Source organism: Devosia sp. P3_B2, assembly GCF_056402875.1.
Genome location: NZ_JBFUGO010000005.1, coordinates 56034 through 75143 on the forward strand (window position 1 = coordinate 56034; position 19110 = coordinate 75143).

A 19110-nucleotide genomic window follows, 5' to 3' on the forward strand; every position below is an offset into this window, starting at 1 on the left:
CGGAAGTCACATGCCGATGTGAATTGGATCACATATGTAGACGCTGTGCCATGCCGAGACCAGTGCGTCGGTCGTGGGCACGCGCTAGGACGTCACCGAATTATCCGCCACCGTCACGTGCGGGTACTTCGCCGCGTCTTTCACCAGATCCCCGGTGACGACCTTGTCCCACTCCATGCCGACGATGGCGTGGTCTTGGGGGGCGTGGACGATGTTGCCGGTGATGGTGACCGGGCCGGGAGCGGGGTTCTGGACGACGCTGACGCCGATGCCGGTGTTCGTCGCGTAGAGCACGTTGTCGGCGATGATCACGTCGCGCAGGAACGTGCCGTAGCCGGCCATGATGCCGATGCCGGGGACGTTGTCGATGCTGTTGCCCGAGATGCTGGTTTCCGCTTCGGCGTAGATGCCGAAGGGCTTGGTGTCCGGGTTGACCTCGGAGCGGGCGCGGATGTTGCGCACGATATTGCCCGAGCAGACCGCGAGGCGGCCGCCGGAATCGAGGTTGGTGATCGAAATGCCGGCGGCGGCGCCGTCGACGATGTTGTTGGAGATCACCGAGCCGGTGAAGGCGAACTCGGAGAAGATCGCGACCTCGCCGGAGTTGCGGCAGACATTGCCGGTGACGGCGACATTGCCGGTCGAGTTGAGGCGCACCGCGGTGAAGGCGCAATCGGCGATCTGGTTGTTGGAGATGATTACGTCGTTGCAGCGGAAGACGTTGATGCCGTTGCCGTTCTGCCCGTTGCCGCCATTGGTGTTGCCGACGCCGGTAATGGTGTTGCCGGTGATCACCGAGCCATCGTGGCGCGGCTGGCTGCCCCAGATCAGGAAGCCGCCATTGCCGCACTTGTCGACGCGGTTGGATGCGATGTTGAGGCCGCGGCCATCGACCGAGAAGATCGCGGCGAGTGCGTGGCCGGTGAAATCGCAATCCTCGATATCGGCGCCGGCATCACGTACGGCAAGACCGTTAGCCGCGCCGCCGACGAAGCTGCAATTGCTGATGGTGACGTGGTCGCTGGCTTCGATCTCGACAAGGCCGCGGTCGGCTCCCGAGGGGCCGCCATTGCCGCGGGTGAAGGTGACGCCGGAAAAGCTGACATGGGCGCTGCCGGCAATGCGGATCACCGGCGCGCCGTCTGCGGCGGCGAGGATGGTGCCGCCCGGGATGCCATGGACCACCACGTTGCTGGGGACCTGAAGGTTCTGCACGTAGTAGTTGCCGGATTGGAGGAACAGCGGCCGCCCTTCGCCCGCGGCGCGCAGCAGGGCCTCCTGCATCGCGCTGCTCTGATCGTCGAGACTGCCCGGCGTCAGGTTGAGCGACGACGAATCGAGCGATTGCGCGCGCACAGCGCCGACGAGCGGCAGGGCAGCGAGGCCGGCGAGGATGTGACGGCGGTTCATACGCATGGCACGGAGTGTAAGGGCGCAGGGGCGCTTTTGGGAACTGGCGAATGCTGTGGCTTCCCCAGGGGATGCGGGGTTGAAATTGGACACCGGTTCACGGGGCCGGCACGCGGATAGGCTGGTGGGGGTATCCTTTGCGCACGATGGACGTGGCGCACAGCCTCCGTCGCCCCGCTTTCATTTGGCAGCCCAACCCCTCGCCGCTATAGAGTCCTGAACCGGCCATCGAATCCAGTGAGGCGTCATGCTCCTTCCCGACAAGATCTATCTCGGCCAAAGTACTCGGCCGGAATATCTGGCGCTGAAGTACGGCAACCGCCACGGGCTGGTGACCGGCGCCACGGGCACCGGGAAGACGGTGACGCTGCAGTCGATGGCCGAGGGGTTTTCGGCGGCCGGCGTGCCGGTGTTCGCGGCCGACATCAAGGGCGACCTGTCGGGCATTGCCGCCATGGGCAAGATGCTCGACTGGCAAGTGAAGCGGGCCGAGGAGATCGGCTTCACCGACTATGTCGCCGACAAGTTCCCGGTGATCTTCTGGGACCTGTTCGGGCGGCAGGGCCACCCGGTACGGACCACGATTTCGGAGATGGGGCCGCTGCTGCTGAGCCGCATCCTCGATCTCAACGATACGCAGGAAGGCGTGCTGAACATCGCCTTCAAGTATGCCGATGATAACGGGCTGCTGCTGCTCGACCTGAAGGACCTGCGTGCGCTGCTGGTGGAAATCGCCAACAACTCCAAGGACATCTCGGTTCAGTATGGCAACGTGGCTTCGGCGACGGTGGGCGCGGTGCAGCGCTCGCTCCTGGTGCTGGAACAGCAGGGTGGCGACCAGTTCTTCGGCGAGCGGGCGCTCGACATCCGCGACCTGATGCGCACCACGACCGACGGCAAGGGCTATGTCTCGATCCTCGCCGCGGACGAGCTCATGCGCGCGCCGCGGCTCTACGCAACGTTCCTGCTCTGGCTGATGTCGGAGCTGTTCGAAGTGCTGCCGGAGGTGGGCGACCCGGATAAGCCGAAGCTCGTGTTCTTCTTCGACGAGGCGCACCTCTTGTTCGACGATGCACCGAAGGCTTTGGTCGATAAGGTCGAACAGGTGGTGAAGCTGGTGCGCTCGAAAGGCGTCGGCGTCTATTTCGTGACGCAGAACCCGATCGACGTTCCGGACGCAGTTTTGGCGCAGCTGTCGAACCGGGTGCAGCACGCGCTACGCGCCTATACGCCGAAAGAGCAGAAGGCGGTGCGGATGGCGGCCGACTCGTTCCGGCCCAACCCCGATTTCTCGACCGAGGAAGTGATCACCCAGCTCGGCACTGGCGAGGCGCTGGTTTCGGTGCTGGAGGAGAAGGGCGTGCCGTCGATCGTCGGGCGGACGCTGATCCGGCCGCCTTCGGGGCAGGTCGGACCTCTCTTGCCGGAAGAGCGTCGCTCGGTGATCGCCAATTCGCCGGTAGCCGGGGTGTACGACACGCCGGTCGATCGTGAGTCGGCGTTCGAGGTGCTGACCAAGAAGACGCAGGAGCGGCAGGCGATCGAGGCGAATGCCAGGCAGGCCGAGCTCGACGCCAAAACGGCTGCCGCCGAGGCAAAGGCTGCGGCGGCGCAGGAGCGGGCCGAGCGGGCGGCGCAGCCGCGGCGGTCGACCCGGCAGTCGCCGACCGAAGCGGCGATCACCTCGTTCAGCCGCACCATGGCGAACGGACTCGGTAAGGCGCTGCTGCGCGGCATTCTCGGTGGCCTGACCCGTGGCAGGTAACGTCGCGCAGAACCACCCGGCGCTGGCGGTGTTTGCCTCGGACAAGGGGCCTGGCGATGCCGAGCGCAGCTCAATCATGTCGCAGGCGGGAACGCTGCTGGCGCGGCATGGGGCGCGGATCATTTGCCTTGCTGACGAGACGCTGGACAACATCCCGCTGATCACCAGCGCCCGGGCCGCAGGCGGCGAAGTGCTGATCGTCGCCGACGCGGCGTTCCAGGCGCCGGCGGCGCTGGCCGAGGTGCCGGTGGAGCGGATCGACGATCCCGAGGCGCGGGTGAAGCGGGTGGGGGAACTGGCGCAGGGCTTCGTCGGGCTGCCGGGCTCGCTGGCCTCGGCGGCGGCGCTCTATCGCACCTGGGTGCGCACCGGCGCCGGCGGCGGCGGCAAGCCGGTGGTGCTGCTGAACCACCATCGGGCGTTCGAGGCGATGCGCGGCATGGCGACGGATATTCTCAGCCACTCGGTGAGCCATGCGGATCGGGTGGTGGTGTTCACGGATAACGTCGAGGACTTGTGGAACAAGGTGGCCTGGGCGCTGAACGTGACCGCCTGAGGGCAGGCACGCTCTCCAAACCACACTCGATGTCATCCCCGCGTCGGAGGGTCGGCCTGTCTAGCAAGTTAGACGGACTGCCGCGAGAGCGCGCTTAGGGGCAAACATGGAGGTGCTCGCGCTCCTCGTCCGAGCTGAAGCCCATCCCCCAATTTCGCATGCTGAGCAGCACCGGCTCGAGCGAACGGCCCAGTTCCGTCAGCTCATATTCGACTCGCGGGGGCACTTCCGGATAAACGATGCGATTGATCACCCCGTCACGCTCCAGTTCGCGCAATTGCAGCGTCACCATGCGCGCCGTCGCATTGGGCACCATCCGGCACAGCGCATTGAAGCGCAATTTGCCGTCGAGCAGGTGAAACAGGATCACCGGTTTCCACAGGCCCCCGATTACCGAAAGGGTCACTTCCACCGCGCAACCGGTGCGGCCAGCCCTGCGGCGCGGGCGAGTCAGGATAGGGGTGCTATCATTCATGATAGTACATGATGCCTTTGTGCGTACTGTTCTCAGATGCATTGAAGACCTAGTTAGGCTGGGAAACAAGAGGAACGTGCGAATGAAAGCTGCCTGGTTTTCCACCAAGGGCCCCGCCCGCGACGTATTGCAGGTCGGCGAGTTGCCGACGCCACAACCCGCGCCCGGCGAAGTGCTGATCCGCGTCCGCGCCTCGGGGGTCAATCCGTCCGACACCAAGGGTCGCAGCGGCAGCGGCGCCCCGGCTTTCCCGCAGGTCGTGCCCAATCAGGATGGCGCGGGCGAGATCGTCGCCGTGGGTTCCCCCGAACTCGACAGCCGGATCGGTGAGCGCGTCTGGTTCTACGAATCCCAGCTTGGCCGCTGGAACGGCTCAGCCGCCGAATACACTACGCTCCCCGACTGGAAGGCTGTGCACCTGCCCGATGGCGTCAGCTTCGAGGAAGGCGCCTGCCTCGGCATTCCCGCCATGACCGCCTATCGCTGTGTCTTCGTCGATGGTCCGGTCACTGGTAAGACCGTCTTCGTCTCCGGCGGTGCCGGCGCGGTCGGCCGCTACGCCATCCAGTTCGCCAAGCTCGGCGGTGCCCGCGTCATCGCCTCGGTCGGCAATGACGAGGCGGCCGCATCAGCCACTGCGGCCGGTGCCGATCTGGTCCTCAACCGCCATACTGATGATCTGCCCGCCCGGGTTGCTGCCTTCACTGGCGACAGCAAGGGCAGGGGTGTCGACCGCTTCGTCGAAGTCGCCTTTGGCGCCAATCTCGACCTGATCGGCAAGACCCTGGCGCCCAACGGCGTCGTCGCCACCTATGCCAGCGATACTGTGCCGCAGCCCACCCTGCCGTTCTGGCCGATGATCTTTCTCGACGCCACCATCCGCTTCGTGCTGGTCTATGTGATGACTGCTGAGGCCCATCGCGAAGCCGCCGCCGGCATCAACGCCGCGCTTGAGGCCAATCAACTCACCCACCAGATCGGCCGCGTGCTGACCCTCGACGACATCGTCGCCGCCCACGAAGCCGTCGAACGCGGCGAACTCGGCAAGACGATTATTGCGCTGGGCTGAGGCAACAGCCTGATTGGTCCACTGGGGAGGGACGCCGGATGAGGGGTCGCGAAGCCCGGCTGTCAGTGCGTCGGCAGCGGTCGTTCGCGGGTCCACAGCGGGATGACGTTGCTGTACTGCGAGAAATCCGGGCGGCGCAGCGTTGGCTGGCGGGCCGGGCGGTAGCCCTTGAGGCTGGCGGCGCGGCGCGCGAGGCGTGATTGCACGCGCTCGAGCAGGTACTTCGGCGACATCGGTTTGACGATGACTTCGTCGATGCCGGAGGCGATGCAGAGTTCCTTGGTTTCCGGCGACACGGTGCTGGCGAGCGCGATCACCTGGTAATCGTGGTTGGGGATAGCGGTATCGGCGCGCAGGTCGCGCGTGACGCGGTCGGCGCGGGCCGACGCGCTGTCGAAATCGGTGACGACGACATCGACGGGGGCGAGCCGCATGTAGGTGACGAGCGCCAGTTCGGAGTCGAAGGGGCGGACGCGAAAGCTCGGCACGGACGCGAGCACCATCGAGAGAATCGAACTCAGCGCCGGGTTGGCGACGAGGACAGCGATGGTGCGTTGATCGGCCACGATCTTCCGGCTCCCAATGGTTAATCAATTGTTACCATTGTGCGACGGGACGGGGAAGGTGGTGACAGGCTGCGCGCGCTGTTTTTTGGGGGCCACAGCCTCCATGCCAAAAGCAAAGGGCCCGCCGGAGCGGGCCCTGAACTTGATCTGCGGGAAGCTTATTTGGCTTCATCGAACAGTAGCTCGACATGTTCCCAGTTCACCAGGTTGTCGAACCAGGCTTCGAGGTACTTCGGGCGCGCGTTGCGGTAGTCGATGTAATAGGAGTGCTCCCACACGTCGACGCCGAGCAGCGGCTTGGCATTGCCGTGCACCAGCGGCGACTCGCCATTGGCGGTCTTGGTGACCTGCAGCTTGCCATCTTTCAGCGACAGCCAGGCCCAGCCCGAACCGAACTGGGTGGTGCCGGCCGCGATGAAATCGGCGCGGAACTTGTCGAAGCCGCCGAGATCAGAGTCGATGGCTTTGAGCAGCGCCGCCGGGACCTTGGTGGCACCGCCGCCACCATTGGGCTTCATCCAGTTCCAGAAATGCACGTGGTTGTAGTGCTGGCCAAGGTTGTTGAAGAGCGCCGGATCCTTGCCGAACACTTCCTTCACCGCGTCCTCGAGCTCGAGCACTTCGAGACCCTTGCCCTCGGCGAGCTTGTTGCCGTTGGTGACATAGGCCTGGTGGTGCTTGTCGTGGTGGAACTCAAGCGTTTCCTTGCTCATGTAGGGGCCGAGCGCATCGTAGGCGTAGGGCAGGGGGGGAAGTTCGTATGCCATTCTGGATGCCTCCTTGGGGGACAGTCTCTATGATTGTTGGCCGCTGGGCTGGCTCCGATATAGGCCCTTTGGCATTGCTCAACAATTCCCGCTTTGGGTGGATTTATGCCAATCCTACGCACCAGAGCGCAAAGGCGTAGCTCAGGCCGGTCTCCTTGAGCTGGTCGAAGCGGCCCGAGGCGCCGCCGTGGCCGGCGCCCATGTGAGTCTTGAGATAGAGCGGCGCGTCGCCGAGCTTGGTGGCGCGGAGCTTGGCTACCCACTTGGCCGGCTCCCAGTAAGTGACGCGCGGATCGGTGAGGCCCGCTAGGGCGAAGATCGGCGGATAATCGATAGCGCCCGCCTGCTCGTAGGGGGCGTAGCCGGCGATGCGGTCGTAGGCGGCCTTGTCGGTGATCGGGTTGCCCCACTCGGGCCACTCGGGCGGGGTCAGGGGCAGGGTCTCGTCGAGCATGGTGTTGAGCACGTCGACGAACGGTACTTCGGCGATGACGCCGGCCCAGAGATCGGGGCGGAGATTGGCGATGGCGCCCATCAACAGGCCGCCGGCCGAGCCGCCTTCGGCGACGATGCGGCGCTGGCTGGTGTAGCCGAGCTCGATCAGCGTTTCGGCGGCGGCGATGAAATCGGTGAAGGTGTTGGTCTTCTGCGCGCGCCGGCCGGTCTTGTACCAGGCATAGCCCTTGTCCATGCCGCCGCGGACATGCGCCGTGGCGTGGACGAATCCGCGATCGACCAGCGACAGCTTTGACACTGAGAAGCCCGCGGGCAGCGCCATGCCGTAGGCGCCGTAGCCGTAGAGCAGGGCGGGCGCCTTGCCGTCGAGCTTCAACCCTTTACGGTAGAGCAGGGTGACCGGCACGCGCTCGCCATCCGTGGCGGTGGCGAAGATGCGCTTGGTCTCATAGTCGGCGGGGTTGTGGCCGGAAGGGACCTCCTGCTCCTTGAGCAGGGTACGCTCGCCGGTGACGAGGTCGAGATCATAGGTACGGGACGGCGTCGTCGGCGAGGAATAGGTGAAGCGGATAGTCTTGGTGTCGAACTCGTAGCCGGCCGACATGCCCAGCGCATAGGCCTCCTCATCGAACTTCACCGTCCACTCGTCGCCATCGTCGAGGTCGCGCACGACGATGCGCGGCAGGCCTTCGGAGCGCTCGAGGCGGATGAGGTGATGCTGCAAGAGGATGATGTCGAGGATCAATACGCCCGGCCGGTGCGGCACGAGGTCGATCCAGTTCTCGGCGGCGGGGTTGTCCGCAGCGACGGTGACGATCTTGAAGTCCTCGGCGCCCTCGGCATTGGTGAGGATGTAGAACACCCCGTCGCGGTCCTCGACATCGTATTCGCGATCGGTGAGGCGCGGGGAGACCAGCTTCGGGGCGCCGCCGGTGCGGGTGTCGATCAGCCAGAACTCGGAGGTCTGGTGGTCGTGCGCGTCGATGACGATGTAGTTACGCGATAGCGTCTCGTCGACGCCGACGAAAAAGCCCGGGTCCTTTTCCTCGTAGACGATCTCGTCATCGGCCTGCGGCGTCCCGAGCACGTGCCGGCGCACGCGGTACGGGCGGTGGTTGTCGTCGTACTCCGAATAGTAGATGGCGCTGGAATCGGCGGACCATACGCCGCCGCCGGCGATGTCCTCGATCACTTCGCCGGTGTCCTTGCCGGTCGCGAGGTCGCGGATATTGAGGGTGTAGAACTCCGAGCCCTGCCGGTCGGCGCTCCAGGCGAGCAGGCGGTGCGACGGGTCATGGTCGCCGCCGCCGAAGCCGAAATACTCGTCGCCCGCTTCGACGTTGCAGTCGAGGAGGATCTGTTCGTCGCCGCCGTCGCGCGGGGTGCGCACGAGGATCGGGTACTGCTTTCCCTCTTCCATGCGCGAGTTGTAGGCCCAGGGGCCATCGGCCGATGGGATGCCGGTCTCGTCCTCTTTGATACGGCCGCGGATCTCGCGGTAGATCTTGTCGACGAGGGCTTCGTGCGGGGTCTCGAAGGCCTCGGCGAAATAGGCGTTCTCGGCTTCGATGTAGCCGCGGATATCGGCGGGGAGAGTGGACGGATCCTGCATCACCTCCTGCCAGTTGTCCGCGCGCAGCCAGTGATACGGGTCCAGTCGCGTGATGCCGTGATTGGTCGTGGCATGCTGGCGGCGTTCGGCGACGGGTGGGATGGGCATGTGGGAGGGTCTCGGGGGAGTTAACAGGTGCGCCTATACACCGGCTGAGGACGTGGTGTCCCTCTCCCCGTGAGGGAGAGGGTGGCTCGGCGAAGCCGAGACGGGTGAGGGGCACTCGCTTCTCGCTGGCGCTCGAAGCGCGCATCGCCAGGCGATGCGATACCCCTCGTCCGCCCTTCGGGCACCTTCTCCCTCAAGGGGAGAAGGCAAGAGCGCGTGGGGGAGGTTTAGAGGATTATGCCTTCGGCTCGAACTGCAAACTCGTGCCGTTCATGCAGTAACGATCGCCCGTGGGGTTGGGGCCATCGGGGAAGATGTGGCCGAGGTGGGCGCCGCAGTTGGCGCAGTGGGCTTCGACGCGGACCATGCCGTGGCTCTTGTCGATCGTCTGGGCGACAGAGCCCTCGATGGCCTTGAAGAAGCTCGGCCAGCCGGAGCCGGATTCGTACTTGGTGTCGGCCGTGAACAGCGCAGCGCCGCACGAGGCGCAGTGATAGATGCCGTCACGCTTTTCGGTGTTGTAGATGTGGGACCACGGACGCTCGGTGCCGTGCTCGCGTGCGACGCGATAGAGCTCGGGGGTGAGCGTGGCGCGCCACTCTTCATCAGACTTCTGTACCTTGAAGGTCTCGCTCATCGGGAATCTCCGTTACGGCGCAAGATATGGCGATTGTGCCCGTGGATCGCAAATCCCCCAGTGCTCACAAAGCTGTGGTGCATCTGGCCGGGTTGACCGGTTTGCCTTGCCGGGGCGGGGGGAGGGGCTAAGCTGACGCCAGCGAATCCCACAGGGGGCGGACCCGGGTGGAGGCCACACCGGCAATAGCGATTGCACTCGTCGTGCTGCTGCCCTTCGTGGCGGCGGCTTTGGCGCCGCTTGTGCATCGGCTGGTCGGCGACTTCGCCGGCTGGGTGGTGGCGCTGGTGCCGGTGGCCGGATTCATCGCGCTGTGGGGGCTGCTTGGGCGGATCGCCGATGGTGAGGTGATCACTGTCGCCTGGCCGTGGGCGCCGTCCTGGGGGCTCGAGCTGAGCTTCCTTATCGATGGGCTGAGCCTGGTTTTCGCGCTGACCATTGGCGGGATCGGGGCGTTGATCCTGCTGTATTCCGGCGCCTACCTAAAGGGGCACAAGCAGGGGCGGTTCCTCGGGTTCTTGCTGGCCTTCATGGGGGCGATGCAGGGGCTGGTGCTGGCTGACAACCTCGTCGCGCTCTACCTGTTCTGGGAGCTGACCTCGGTCGCCTCATTCCTGCTGATCGGCTTCGACCACACGCGGCAAGCGGCGCGGCGGGCGGCGATACAGGCGCTGGTGGTGACCGGCTTCGGCGGGCTGGCGCTGCTGGCGGCGGGGGTGGTGATCTACGGCATTTCGGGTGGCTGGGAGCTGAGTGCGGCAGGCGATCTCAAGGGCAACGTCGCCTATCCGCTGCTGGTCGGCCTGGTGTTGCTCGCTGCCTTCACCAAATCGGCGCAGCTGCCGTTCCATTTCTGGCTGCCCAACGCCATGGAGGCGCCGACGCCGGTTTCGGCGTACCTGCATTCGGCGACCATGGTGCAGGGCGGCGTGTACCTCGTAGCGCGGATGACACCGCATCTCGGCGGCGAGCCGATCTGGAACACCACGCTGATGGTCTTCGGCGGCGCGACGCTGCTGTGGGGGGCGATTGCGGCGCTGCGGCAGACTGACTTGAAGCAGATGCTGGCGCAGACGACGCTGGCGTCGCTTGGGCTGCTGATGCTGCTGCTTGGGGCGGGGACAGAACTCGCGGTGACGGCGGCGGTGCTCTATTTCATCGCCCACGCGCTCTACAAGGCGGGGCTGTTCCTCGTCGCCGGGGCGATCGACCATGGCACCGGGACACGCGATATCACCATGCTCGGGGGCTTGCGCGATCCGATGACGGTGAGCTTCATCGGCACCATCATGGCAAGCGCGGCGATGTTCGGGCTGCCGCCGCTGATCGGGTTCTTCGCCAAGGAAGAGATGTATGCGGCGCTGGCGCTCGGGCAGGTCGAGTCGCTGGTGGCGTTGGTGGCGCTGGTGGTGGGCAACGCACTGCTCGGGGCGATCGGGCTGGCGCTGCTGATCAAGCCGTTCATGGGGCAGCTGCTGCCGACGCCAATCGAGGCGCACGAGGCGCCGGTGGCGATGCTGGCGGGGCCTATCGTGCTCGGGGTGCTCGGCATCTTTTTCGGCTTCGTGCCGGCGCTGGCGGGACAACTGGCGGTGGCTCCGGCGACATCGGCGATCCTCGGGGTCGAGGTGGTGACGCACCTGGCGTTCGGCCTGGACCTGCTCGGGCCGGCGTTCTGGCTGTCGGTGGTGACGTGGCTGCTGGCGATCGGGCTGTTCATACGGCTCGACTTTGCCCGGACGCTGTTGCGGCGGGCGGCGACGGTGATCGGCTGGAGCTTCGATATCGGCTTCGACTGGGTGTATTTCGGCATCGTGCGGATTGCCGGCGGGGTGACGCGGCTGCTGCATCACGGGCGGCTGGAGCTGTATTTGTTCGTGGTGTTCGTGCTGCTGGCGGCAGCGGCGGTCGGGCCGCTCTGGCTGATGGACGGGCTGCCGCGGGGGCCGCGGGCGATCGACCTCACATTCTACGAGTGGGGGCTGGTCGGGCTGGCGGTGCTCGGCGTCGTGACGGTGGTCTATGCGCGGAGCCGCCTGTTCGCGATCCTGGCGCTCGGGGTGCAGGGGCTGGCGGTGGCGCTGCTCTATTTGCTGGTCGGCGCACCGGATTTGAGCTTCACCCAGTTCATGGTCGAGATCCTCAGTGTGGTGATCCTGGCGCTGGTGATGACCCGGCTCGATCTCGACACCGCCGACCCGCGCCCGCTCGAGGACTGGGCCCGCGACGGCGCCGTGGCGCTGCTCGGGGGCGTGGCGGTGACGATGCTGCTCTGGGCGGTGATCGAGGGGCCGTTCTATGCGCGGCTCTCGACGTTCTTCAACGCGCACAGCGTGCCGCTGGCGCATGGCCACAACGTCGTCAACGTCATTCTCGTCGACTTTCGCGGGCTGGATACGCTGGGCGAGATTTCGGTAGTGATGACGGCGGGCATCGCCATCCTGGCGCTGATCCGCGGGGCGAAGCGGCGGAAGCCGGTAGTGCCTGAGACGGAGCCGACGCCTGCGTCGAAGCCTCGGCGGACGCGAAAGGCGGCGGCATGAACTCGCTGATTTTCCGCACCATCGCGCCGCTGCTCACTGCCGTGATGCTGGTGTTCTCGGTGTTCGTGCTGCTGCGCGGGCACAACGAGCCGGGCGGCGGCTTTATCGGCGGGCTGATCGGGGCGTCGGCGCTGGCGATCTACGGCATGGCCACGGGCCCTGACGCGGCGCGCGCCGCGCTGAAGGCGCATCCGCTAGCCTATGCCGGCTTCGGCGTGGCGCTGGCGGCGCTGGCCGGGGTGCTGTCGATCCTGTTCGACGTGCCGTTCCTTACCGGGCTGTGGACTATCTTCGAGTTCGACGAGGTGGAGGTCGCGGTGTCGACGCCGATGGTGTTCGACATCGGGGTCTATTTCGTCGTCTTCGGCACCATCTCGGCGGTGGCGCTGGGCCTCGAAGACGAGGGGGGCGAGGGCTGATGGATCACGTCATCGCCGCGCTCTCGGGCGTGTTCCTCACCGCCGCGATCTACCTGCTGCTCTCGCGCTCGCTGATCCGCATGCTGCTCGGGCTGGTGCTGCTGGGGAACGCGGTGAACCTGCTGATCCTCGTCGCCGGACGGCTGGGGCGGATCGTGCCACCGATTGCGCTGGGTGATGCGAAGGCGCCGCTGGAGGGCGCGGCCAACCCGCTGCCGCAGGCGCTGATCCTCACGGCCATCGTCATCGGCTTTGCGATGTTCGCGTTCCTCTTGGTGCTGGCCTATCGGGCCTACCAGTCGCTCGAGGCCGACGATACCGACCGGATGCGCGTCGCCGAGCCGCGCGGTGGCCCCAAACCGCCGATGAGCTACTGATGGCCGGCGCGTTCCAGGATTTCGCGACGCATCCAACCGACTGGCTGGTGATCCTGCCGGTGGTGCTGGCGCTGCTCGGTGGCGCCGTGCTGCTGATGCTGCGCGAGGCGAGGGAAGCGCAGTTCTGGCTGGCGCTGGCGGTGGTGGCGGTGATCTTCCTCTCCGACATCGCGCTGGCGCTGCGAGTGAGCGAGTTGGGGCCGGTGGCGATGACCATGGGGCGCTGGCTGCCGCCCTTCGGCATCAGCTTTGTCGCCGACATCACCAGCGCGGTGTTCGCCATGGCGGCGGCGGGGGTGACGCTGCTGTTGCTGGTTTATCTGCGGATGGACATGCCCGACCGGGCGCGGCGGGACGGGGTCTATCCGCTGATGTTGCTGTTGCTGGCGGGCGTCAGCGGCTCGTTCCTCACCGGCGACCTGTTCAACCTCTACGTGTGGTTCGAGGTGATGCTGATCGCCAGCTTCGGGCTGATGGTGCTGGGCGGGCGCAACATCCAGCTCGACGGCACGGTGAAGTACGGCTTCCTCAACTTCCTCGCGACGACCTTCTTCCTCGCCGCACTCGGGCTGCTCTACGGCACGCTCGGGACGCTCAATATGGCCGATATCGTGGCGCGCGCCGGCATGGCGAGCCCGGCCATCATGGCCTCGATCTCGGCGCTGCTGCTGCTGGCGTTCGGCATGAAGGCGGCGGCGTTCCCGGTGAATGCGTGGCTGCCGGCGAGCTACCACACGCCGCCTGCGGCGATCTCGGCGCTGTTGGCGGGACTGCTGACCAAGGTGGGTGTCTATGCGCTGTTGCGCGCGCTGGTGATGCTGCTGCCGGCGAGCCGCGAGGTACTGGAGCCGGTGCTGGCGGTTGTCGCGGTGGCGACGCTGATCCTGGGGCCGCTGGGAGCGATCGCCGAGACCAACCTGCGGCGGGCGCTGGGCTTCCTGGTGATTGGCGGGATCGGCGCGACCATCGCCGGTGCGGCGCTGGGGAACGCGGCGGGGCTGGCGGGCTCGGCGACCTACGTGCTGCACGCCATGCTGAGCATTACCGGACTCTATCTCGTCGCCGGGTTGATCGAGGCGATGACCGGCGAGACCGATACGCGACGGATGGGCGGGCTCTATGCCGCCGCGTCCTGGCCATCGCTGTTGTTCTTCGTCTTGATGCTGGCGGTGGCGGGGGTGCCGCCGTTCCTCGGCTTCTGGCCGAAGCTGTTGTTGGTGCAGGGCGGTATCGAGGGCTGGGGTCTTGGGCGCGATGGCTGGGGGCTGGCGGTGTGGGTCGCCGTGCTGGTGAACGCGCTGCTGACGCTGATCGCCGTGAGCCGGCTGTGGGCGCACATCTTCTGGCGCGCTGGGCATGAGGGAGCCGCGTCCGAGGCGCCGAACCCGGATCTGAGGCCGCTGACGCGACAGGCTGGCTGGCTTGGGCTCGGCTCGGCCGGGGTGCTGGCGCTGGTGGTGCTGGCGCTCGGGCTGTGGCCGGAGCCGCTGCTCGGCTTCGGCAAACAGGCGGCTGCTGGGTTGCTGCGGCCGGTGGGGTACATTGCCGCCGTCGGGCTGGAGGGAGCCGTGCCATGAGCCTTGTCCTCCTCACTATTGTCCTCGCGTTGGGCTGGGCGGCGGCGACCGGCAGCTTCACGCTACCCAACCTGCTGCTGGGCGCTCTGGTCAGCGGTGCCGGACTGTTCGTGGTGCGCCGGTATGTGTCGCGCCCGCAACTGCTGCCGCGCGCCTGGCGAATCGTCTCGCTGGCGCTGCTGTTCATCGGCGAGCTGGTGATCAGCGCGCTGCGCGTGGCGCGGCTGGTGATCCGGCCTGATCTCAACGCGCATATCCGGCCGGCGATCATCGCGTTTCCGCTCAGCGTGACGAGCGACGCCGAGATCACGCTGCTGGCCAACCTGATCACCCTGACGCCGGGGACGCTGAGCGTCGATGTTTCCGAAGATCGGCGGTTTCTCTACATCCACGTCATTCACGTCACCGACCGTGCGGCGTTCATCAAGGATCTCGCCGACGGCTTCGAGGCGAAGGTGATGGGAGCGTTCCGATGAGCGGCGCGCTGGCACTGCAGTGGGCGAGCCAGGCGGCGCTGGGGCTGCTGCTGGTCGGGATGCTGCTGGCGGTGATTCGGCTGATCCGTGGGCCGAATCTGGGCGACCGCATCCTGGCGCTCGACCTGATTACCGTGCTCGCCACCGGCTTCATCGTCGGGGTGGCGGTGCTTACCGGTTTCTCGCTCTATGTCGATATCGCCATCGCCTTGGCGCTGGTCGGATTTCTCTCCACCGTGGCGCTGGCGCGCTACCTGATGAGCCGTGCCGCGCGGCGTGAAAACCGGGGAACCGAGCAATGATCGTCGAGCTTGCTCAATATCTTGCGGCGTTGCTGATCATCGCCGGAGCGTTGTTCGGCCTGATCGCGGCGATCGGGGTTTTGCGACTGCCGGACCTCTATACTCGGCTCCACGCAGCATCGAAGGCGGGGGCTATAGGTGCCGGGCTGATATTTCTCGCCCTGGCGGTGACCTCGTTCGACGGCGCGGTGGTCCTTCGCGCGATCCTGGGCATTGTGTTCTTGCTGCTGTCGACGCCGGTGTCAGCACACTTGCTGGCCCGTGCGGCATATCGCAGCGGTGAGGCCCCGACGCCTGCGACGACTGTCGACGATTTCAGTTGATGTGCTGATGCAACTGCACATTATTGCCGCAAATCAAAGGTTATACACATCGACGACAGTTGCTATTGCATTTGCAGTGCAGCGGTTCTAATGAACAGTCCAGGGCAAGGCTGCCACCCCTTCGCCCTGACATACCGCAGAAAAGGACCCGAAATGACCGACATCATCAGCGGCAATGCCGCGGCTGACAACGATCTCATCGATCTGAGCGCCGACATCGTCTCCGCTTATGTTAGCCACAATGCACTCAGCGTTACCGACCTGCCCAAGCTGATTGCAGACGTACACTCCGCCCTGCGTAACCTGCAGTCCCCCGTTGCCGCCGAACCGGCCGAGGAACTGAAGCCCGCCGTCCCGGTTCGTAAGTCCGTTGCTCCGGACTTCATCATCTGCCTCGAGGACGGCAAGAAGTTCAAGTCACTGAAGCGGCACCTCCGCACGCACTACAATCTCTCGCCCGAAGAATATCGCGAGAAGTGGGGCCTGCCGGCTGATTACCCGATGGTCGCGCCGAACTACTCGGCGACCCGCTCGCGTCTTGCCAAGGACAATGGTCTCGGCCGCAAGGCTGCCTGATCTCGTCCAGTTGATAGCCGATTTCGTCCGTGGCCGCTCCGAAAGGGGCGGCCACGCTGCATTTCCGGACTATCTCGGCCGACTTATCCCCGCTCGAGCCATTGCCCGTTATAGGAATATCGTCCTATATCGTCGGAGGTGGCAATGCGGAGCGAATTGGCACAGGCGGGCGAGGCCCCCGCATCGAGACTGCGAACCCGGGGGCGGTTGCTGCGGCTCGACCCGCGCCGCGCCGACCCGCGTGGCTGGCGGCTGGCTGAACTGGTGGCGGCCGAGCGCGGCGTGCGCCTCAAGGCGCTGTTCCAGCCCGACCGCGGACAGGCCGATATCGCGCTGGCGCGGCAGCTGGCGATGTACCTGATGCATGTCGAATTTGGCCGGCTGTATGCCGATGTCGGTCGCTTCTTCCATCGCGACCGCACGACGGTGTCGCACGCCTGTGCGCTGATCGAAGACCTGCGCGACGATTGCGAGTTCGACGCGATGCTGGAGCGGCTGCGGCTGGCGCTCCTCGACGAGGCAAAGCGAGAGCGGGAGGCTGCTGATGCAGCGGCCTAGCAAAGCGGCATTGCGGTTCGTGCGCGCGCTGTTGCCGCATGGGGTGGCACGAGTTGGGGATGAGGTGTTCGCCGTTGAACATGACGGGCGTCAGGTGTCGCTGGCCGCCGGGGAGGTGCAGGGCTTGGCGTCGCTCGGTGTGCTCGACGCCGATGCCGGGACCTGTCGGGCCAACCGGGGCACGGCGCAGTGGCTGAAGCGGCAGATGCTCGAGGAAGACGCGTTTGCGGCGCAGCACCGGGTCGAGGCACGCGGTGAGGGCGACACAGTGCTCAACCTCGCGGAGAGCCCGCTGGCACGGCTGGCGGTGGCGACGGGTGAGGGCGAAGCCTTTCTTGCGCCGCACCAGGTAGAGGCGGGCGAGCGGCTGCGCCGGCTGGTCGAGCGGGCCCAACTGCAGCCGCGGCTGACGATGAGCTATTCGGCAGCGCACACCGCCGGCAAGGGAGCCGCGCATGCCGGCGAAATCGGCGACATGGCGGCCGATGCGCGGAACGGCCTGGCCGATCTGCACCGGCAACTTCCGCATGACTGCGCCGAGGTGGTGCTCGACGTCTGCGGCTTCGGCAAGGGCCTGCAGCAGATCGAGACCGAGCGCGGCTGGCCCCGCCGCAGCGCCAAGCTGGTGCTGCGGATCGGGCTCGACCGGCTGGCGGAGATCTGGGGGATCGGTGCTATGGCGATCGGGGTTGAGACGAGGCGGCGGCGGGCCTGGATGGATGGGGTGCGGGTTGCGATGTTTAGGTGAGGCTCTGCCGAGTGGCGCTAGCCAGCGTAACCGACCCAGCCCCTGAAGCTCAGGCCGGCGTAGAACAGGCTGACCTCAGTAAAGCCGGCTTCGCGGAGCATGGCTTCGTCTTCCTCGGGCGAGAGGATCGTCAACCTCGTTGCGATGGCTTCGCGGGCGCTGGCCATCTTGCTGGGGTCGCTGCCCTTCGGGGCGCCGTAGGCGACGTGGCGGGCGACCCATTGCGAACGCTCGGGCTCGGTCTGGGGGAAACTGATATGCGCCAGGGCGAAGGGGGCACCCGGCTTCAGGCGGGTGCGAACCTGCCGGAGTGTTTCGAGACGCTGGTCGCGCGGGATGAAGTGGAAGGTGAGGAGGCTGACGGCCGCGTCGAACGGGCCCGAAGGAGCGCCGTCAATATAGCCTTCGTGCAGCTGCATCCGCGGCAGGTGCTCACCCACCGTGTGTTCAGCCAGCCGGAGCATGTCGGCGGACGGATCGACGCCGACGAAGGACCAGCCGGGATGCGCGTCGGCAAGCGCCTTGAGCTCGAGCCCGCCGCCGGCGCCCAGCACCAGTACGCTGGCCTCTGGCGGCGTGCGTTCAGCCAGCAGCAGCGAGACCATGCGATGGAGGCTCGCAAACCCCGGCACCTGCCGCGGCGGGCCTTCGGCATAGGTATGAGCGGCGCTGGCGCTGAAGGGAGTTTGGGTCATCGGAGGTTTCGCCGCGACCGGCTAAGCCGCCGCCAGCGCCTTTGCCTCGCCGCGCATGCGGTTGACCATCGCGACGAGCCCGTTCGAGCGCTGCGTCGTGAGGTGTTCGCGCAGGCCCAGTTCGTCGAAGATGGCGATGGCGTCGGTTTCGGCGATTTCGCGAGCCGGGCGGCCGGAATAGAGGGCGATCAGCACGGCAACGAGGCCGCGGACGATCATGGCGTCGGATTCGCCGCGATAGGTGAGGCTCGCGCCGTTGTGGTTGGAGACCAGCCAGACCTGCGAGGTGCAGCCGTGCACCTTGTTCTCGGCGTTCTTTTCGCTCTCGGCCAGCGGCGGCAGGGCCTGGCCGAGTTCGATGATGTAGCGGTAGCGGTCCTCCCAATCGTCAAGGAAGGACAGGTTTTCGGCGATCTCGGCGAAGGCTGGCGGATGAGTCATAGGGGATAGATAAGCGATCAAGGGCGGCGATTGAAGCGCTTCCCGACTAATCGCGCGCAAAGAACGCGACGAGGGCGGCGGTCTCGGCCGGATGCTCCTCGGGAAAGAAGTGCCCGCCTGTCATCGCGCGGCCATGCCCCCTTGAACTCGCGGGGCACGTGCGGGGTTCGTCGCCGCAGAAGAAAGAGAGCCGCAGTGCGGGGCAGCGCACTGCGGCTCGGCCAGGGATCGCTGTTGGAGTAGCGTCGGGGAAGCGACGCAACCCCTGGCTTAACCCATCCGATCCGGTCGCGGTCGGGGGAGCGGGACCGGGTTCGACGTCATTTGCATGGGCATGTCGACGGACGGGAACTTGCTGCCGGCGAGCACCGTGAGCGCGGCTTTGCCGCCGGCGCACTCGAGGGTGCTGCATTCGCTGGCGAGAACCTGAGAGACGATGGCTTGCTGGCCGGCCTTGAAGGCCTGCTCGGATGCCTCGCCAGCGGTCTTGCCCAGATCGAAGTCCTTCGGCGCGATGATGAGAAACATCACCGTCAGCCAGAATGCAGACCTCAACAAGAACATCGTCGCCTCTTCCCGTACCGGCAGACCTGCTGCCTTTGTTGGAGGGACATTGGGCGCGGCGGCTTAAGTCGGGTTTCGACTATTCGATAA

The 19110-nt window shown here is 66.1% G+C and carries 22 protein-coding genes; 13 read left to right on the forward strand and 9 right to left on the reverse strand.

The window, feature by feature from the left end; translation table 11 throughout:
• Positions 1-84 precede the first annotated feature (84 nt).
• On the reverse strand, positions 85-1410 hold the full coding sequence (locus AC1DV8_RS08995; protein WP_477157215.1) for a TIGR03808 family TAT-translocated repetitive protein: 1326 nt from the start codon (positions 1408-1410) through the stop codon (positions 85-87).
• A gap of 247 nt (positions 1411-1657) precedes the next feature.
• On the opposite strand from AC1DV8_RS08995, the gene AC1DV8_RS09000 reads away from it, so the two are divergent.
• Both AC1DV8_RS09000 and AC1DV8_RS09005 read left to right on the forward strand, forming a co-directional pair.
• The gene (locus tag AC1DV8_RS09000; RefSeq protein ID WP_477157216.1) at positions 1658-3175 is read left to right on the forward strand and encodes a helicase HerA-like domain-containing protein; all 1518 of its coding nucleotides are present in this window, start codon (positions 1658-1660) and stop codon (positions 3173-3175) included.
• Complete coding sequence (locus AC1DV8_RS09005; RefSeq protein WP_477157217.1) at positions 3165-3731, forward strand: hypothetical protein; 567 nt, start codon at positions 3165-3167, stop codon at positions 3729-3731. Before AC1DV8_RS09000 ends, AC1DV8_RS09005 begins: the two co-directional genes overlap by 11 nt.
• Before the next feature lie 94 nt (positions 3732-3825).
• On the opposite strand, the gene AC1DV8_RS09010 is transcribed toward AC1DV8_RS09005, so the two are convergent.
• On the reverse strand, positions 3826-4137 hold the full coding sequence (locus tag AC1DV8_RS09010) for a winged helix-turn-helix transcriptional regulator (RefSeq protein WP_477157218.1): 312 nt from the start codon (positions 4135-4137) through the stop codon (positions 3826-3828).
• A 151-nt stretch (positions 4138-4288) separates the two neighbouring features.
• Here AC1DV8_RS09010 and AC1DV8_RS09015 point away from each other — a divergent pair, with 151 nt between their 5' ends.
• Entirely contained in the window at positions 4289-5275 is a 987-nt protein-coding gene (locus AC1DV8_RS09015; RefSeq protein WP_477157219.1) for an NADPH:quinone reductase, read from the forward strand.
• 62 nt (positions 5276-5337) lie between these two features.
• On the opposite strand, the gene AC1DV8_RS09020 is transcribed toward AC1DV8_RS09015, so the two are convergent.
• The 4 genes from AC1DV8_RS09020 to msrB all read right to left on the reverse strand — a co-directional run bounded on the left by AC1DV8_RS09020 (position 5338) and on the right by msrB (position 9421).
• The gene (locus AC1DV8_RS09020) at positions 5338-5841 is read right to left on the reverse strand and encodes a hypothetical protein (RefSeq protein WP_477157220.1); all 504 of its coding nucleotides are present in this window, start codon (positions 5839-5841) and stop codon (positions 5338-5340) included.
• 158 nt (positions 5842-5999) lie between these two features.
• Positions 6000-6608, reverse strand: coding sequence for a superoxide dismutase (locus tag AC1DV8_RS09025; protein WP_477150129.1), 609 nt, complete (start codon positions 6606-6608; stop codon positions 6000-6002).
• A 103-nt stretch (positions 6609-6711) separates the two neighbouring features.
• Complete coding sequence (locus AC1DV8_RS09030) at positions 6712-8784, reverse strand: S9 family peptidase (RefSeq protein WP_477157221.1); 2073 nt, start codon at positions 8782-8784, stop codon at positions 6712-6714.
• Between the two features lie 235 nt (positions 8785-9019).
• Positions 9020-9421, reverse strand: a complete 402-nt coding sequence (gene msrB, locus AC1DV8_RS09035) for a peptide-methionine (R)-S-oxide reductase MsrB (protein WP_477157222.1) — start codon at positions 9419-9421, stop codon at positions 9020-9022.
• 167 nt (positions 9422-9588) lie between these two features.
• On the opposite strand from msrB, the gene mbhE reads away from it, so the two are divergent.
• The 10 genes from mbhE (at position 9589) to AC1DV8_RS09085 (ending at position 17320) form a co-directional block, all read left to right on the forward strand.
• Entirely contained in the window at positions 9589-11964 is a 2376-nt protein-coding gene (mbhE, locus tag AC1DV8_RS09040) for a hydrogen gas-evolving membrane-bound hydrogenase subunit E (protein ID WP_477157223.1), read from the forward strand.
• On the forward strand, positions 11961-12383 hold the full coding sequence (locus AC1DV8_RS09045; protein ID WP_477157224.1) for an MnhB domain-containing protein: 423 nt from the start codon (positions 11961-11963) through the stop codon (positions 12381-12383). Before mbhE ends, AC1DV8_RS09045 begins: the two co-directional genes overlap by 4 nt.
• Positions 12383-12760 (forward strand): Na+/H+ antiporter subunit C, encoded by a 378-nt coding sequence (locus AC1DV8_RS09050; RefSeq protein WP_477157225.1) that lies wholly within the window; start codon positions 12383-12385, stop codon positions 12758-12760. The genes AC1DV8_RS09045 and AC1DV8_RS09050 overlap by 1 nt, the downstream gene beginning before the upstream one ends.
• Entirely contained in the window at positions 12760-14337 is a 1578-nt protein-coding gene (locus AC1DV8_RS09055) for a proton-conducting transporter transmembrane domain-containing protein (RefSeq protein ID WP_477157226.1), read from the forward strand. Before AC1DV8_RS09050 ends, AC1DV8_RS09055 begins: the two co-directional genes overlap by 1 nt.
• The gene (locus AC1DV8_RS09060; protein ID WP_477157227.1) at positions 14334-14813 is read left to right on the forward strand and encodes a Na+/H+ antiporter subunit E; all 480 of its coding nucleotides are present in this window, start codon (positions 14334-14336) and stop codon (positions 14811-14813) included. The genes AC1DV8_RS09055 and AC1DV8_RS09060 overlap by 4 nt, the downstream gene beginning before the upstream one ends.
• Positions 14810-15115, forward strand: coding sequence for an MrpF/PhaF family protein (locus AC1DV8_RS09065; protein ID WP_477150139.1), 306 nt, complete (start codon positions 14810-14812; stop codon positions 15113-15115). Before AC1DV8_RS09060 ends, AC1DV8_RS09065 begins: the two co-directional genes overlap by 4 nt.
• On the forward strand, positions 15112-15438 hold the full coding sequence (mnhG, locus tag AC1DV8_RS09070; RefSeq protein WP_477157228.1) for a monovalent cation/H(+) antiporter subunit G: 327 nt from the start codon (positions 15112-15114) through the stop codon (positions 15436-15438). The genes AC1DV8_RS09065 and mnhG overlap by 4 nt, the downstream gene beginning before the upstream one ends.
• Before the next feature lie 153 nt (positions 15439-15591).
• The gene (locus tag AC1DV8_RS09075; RefSeq protein WP_477150141.1) at positions 15592-16014 is read left to right on the forward strand and encodes a Ros/MucR family transcriptional regulator; all 423 of its coding nucleotides are present in this window, start codon (positions 15592-15594) and stop codon (positions 16012-16014) included.
• A gap of 144 nt (positions 16015-16158) precedes the next feature.
• Positions 16159-16572: a helix-turn-helix domain-containing protein gene (locus tag AC1DV8_RS09080; protein ID WP_477157229.1), complete on the forward strand. Its 414-nt coding sequence runs from the start codon at positions 16159-16161 to the stop codon at positions 16570-16572.
• Positions 16559-17320, forward strand: a complete 762-nt coding sequence (locus tag AC1DV8_RS09085) for a DUF6456 domain-containing protein (protein WP_477157230.1) — start codon at positions 16559-16561, stop codon at positions 17318-17320. The genes AC1DV8_RS09080 and AC1DV8_RS09085 overlap by 14 nt, the downstream gene beginning before the upstream one ends.
• Before the next feature lie 17 nt (positions 17321-17337).
• Here AC1DV8_RS09085 and AC1DV8_RS09090 read toward each other — a convergent pair whose 3' ends face one another.
• The 3 genes from AC1DV8_RS09090 to AC1DV8_RS09100 all read right to left on the reverse strand — a co-directional run bounded on the left by AC1DV8_RS09090 (position 17338) and on the right by AC1DV8_RS09100 (position 18984).
• Positions 17338-18015 (reverse strand): class I SAM-dependent methyltransferase, encoded by a 678-nt coding sequence (locus AC1DV8_RS09090; protein ID WP_477157231.1) that lies wholly within the window; start codon positions 18013-18015, stop codon positions 17338-17340.
• Positions 18016-18036: 21 nt separating this feature from the next.
• Positions 18037-18456, reverse strand: coding sequence for a SufE family protein (locus AC1DV8_RS09095; RefSeq protein ID WP_477150145.1), 420 nt, complete (start codon positions 18454-18456; stop codon positions 18037-18039).
• Between the two features lie 270 nt (positions 18457-18726).
• Positions 18727-18984 (reverse strand): hypothetical protein, encoded by a 258-nt coding sequence (locus tag AC1DV8_RS09100; RefSeq protein WP_477157232.1) that lies wholly within the window; start codon positions 18982-18984, stop codon positions 18727-18729.
• Positions 18985-19110: the final 126 nt, after the last annotated feature.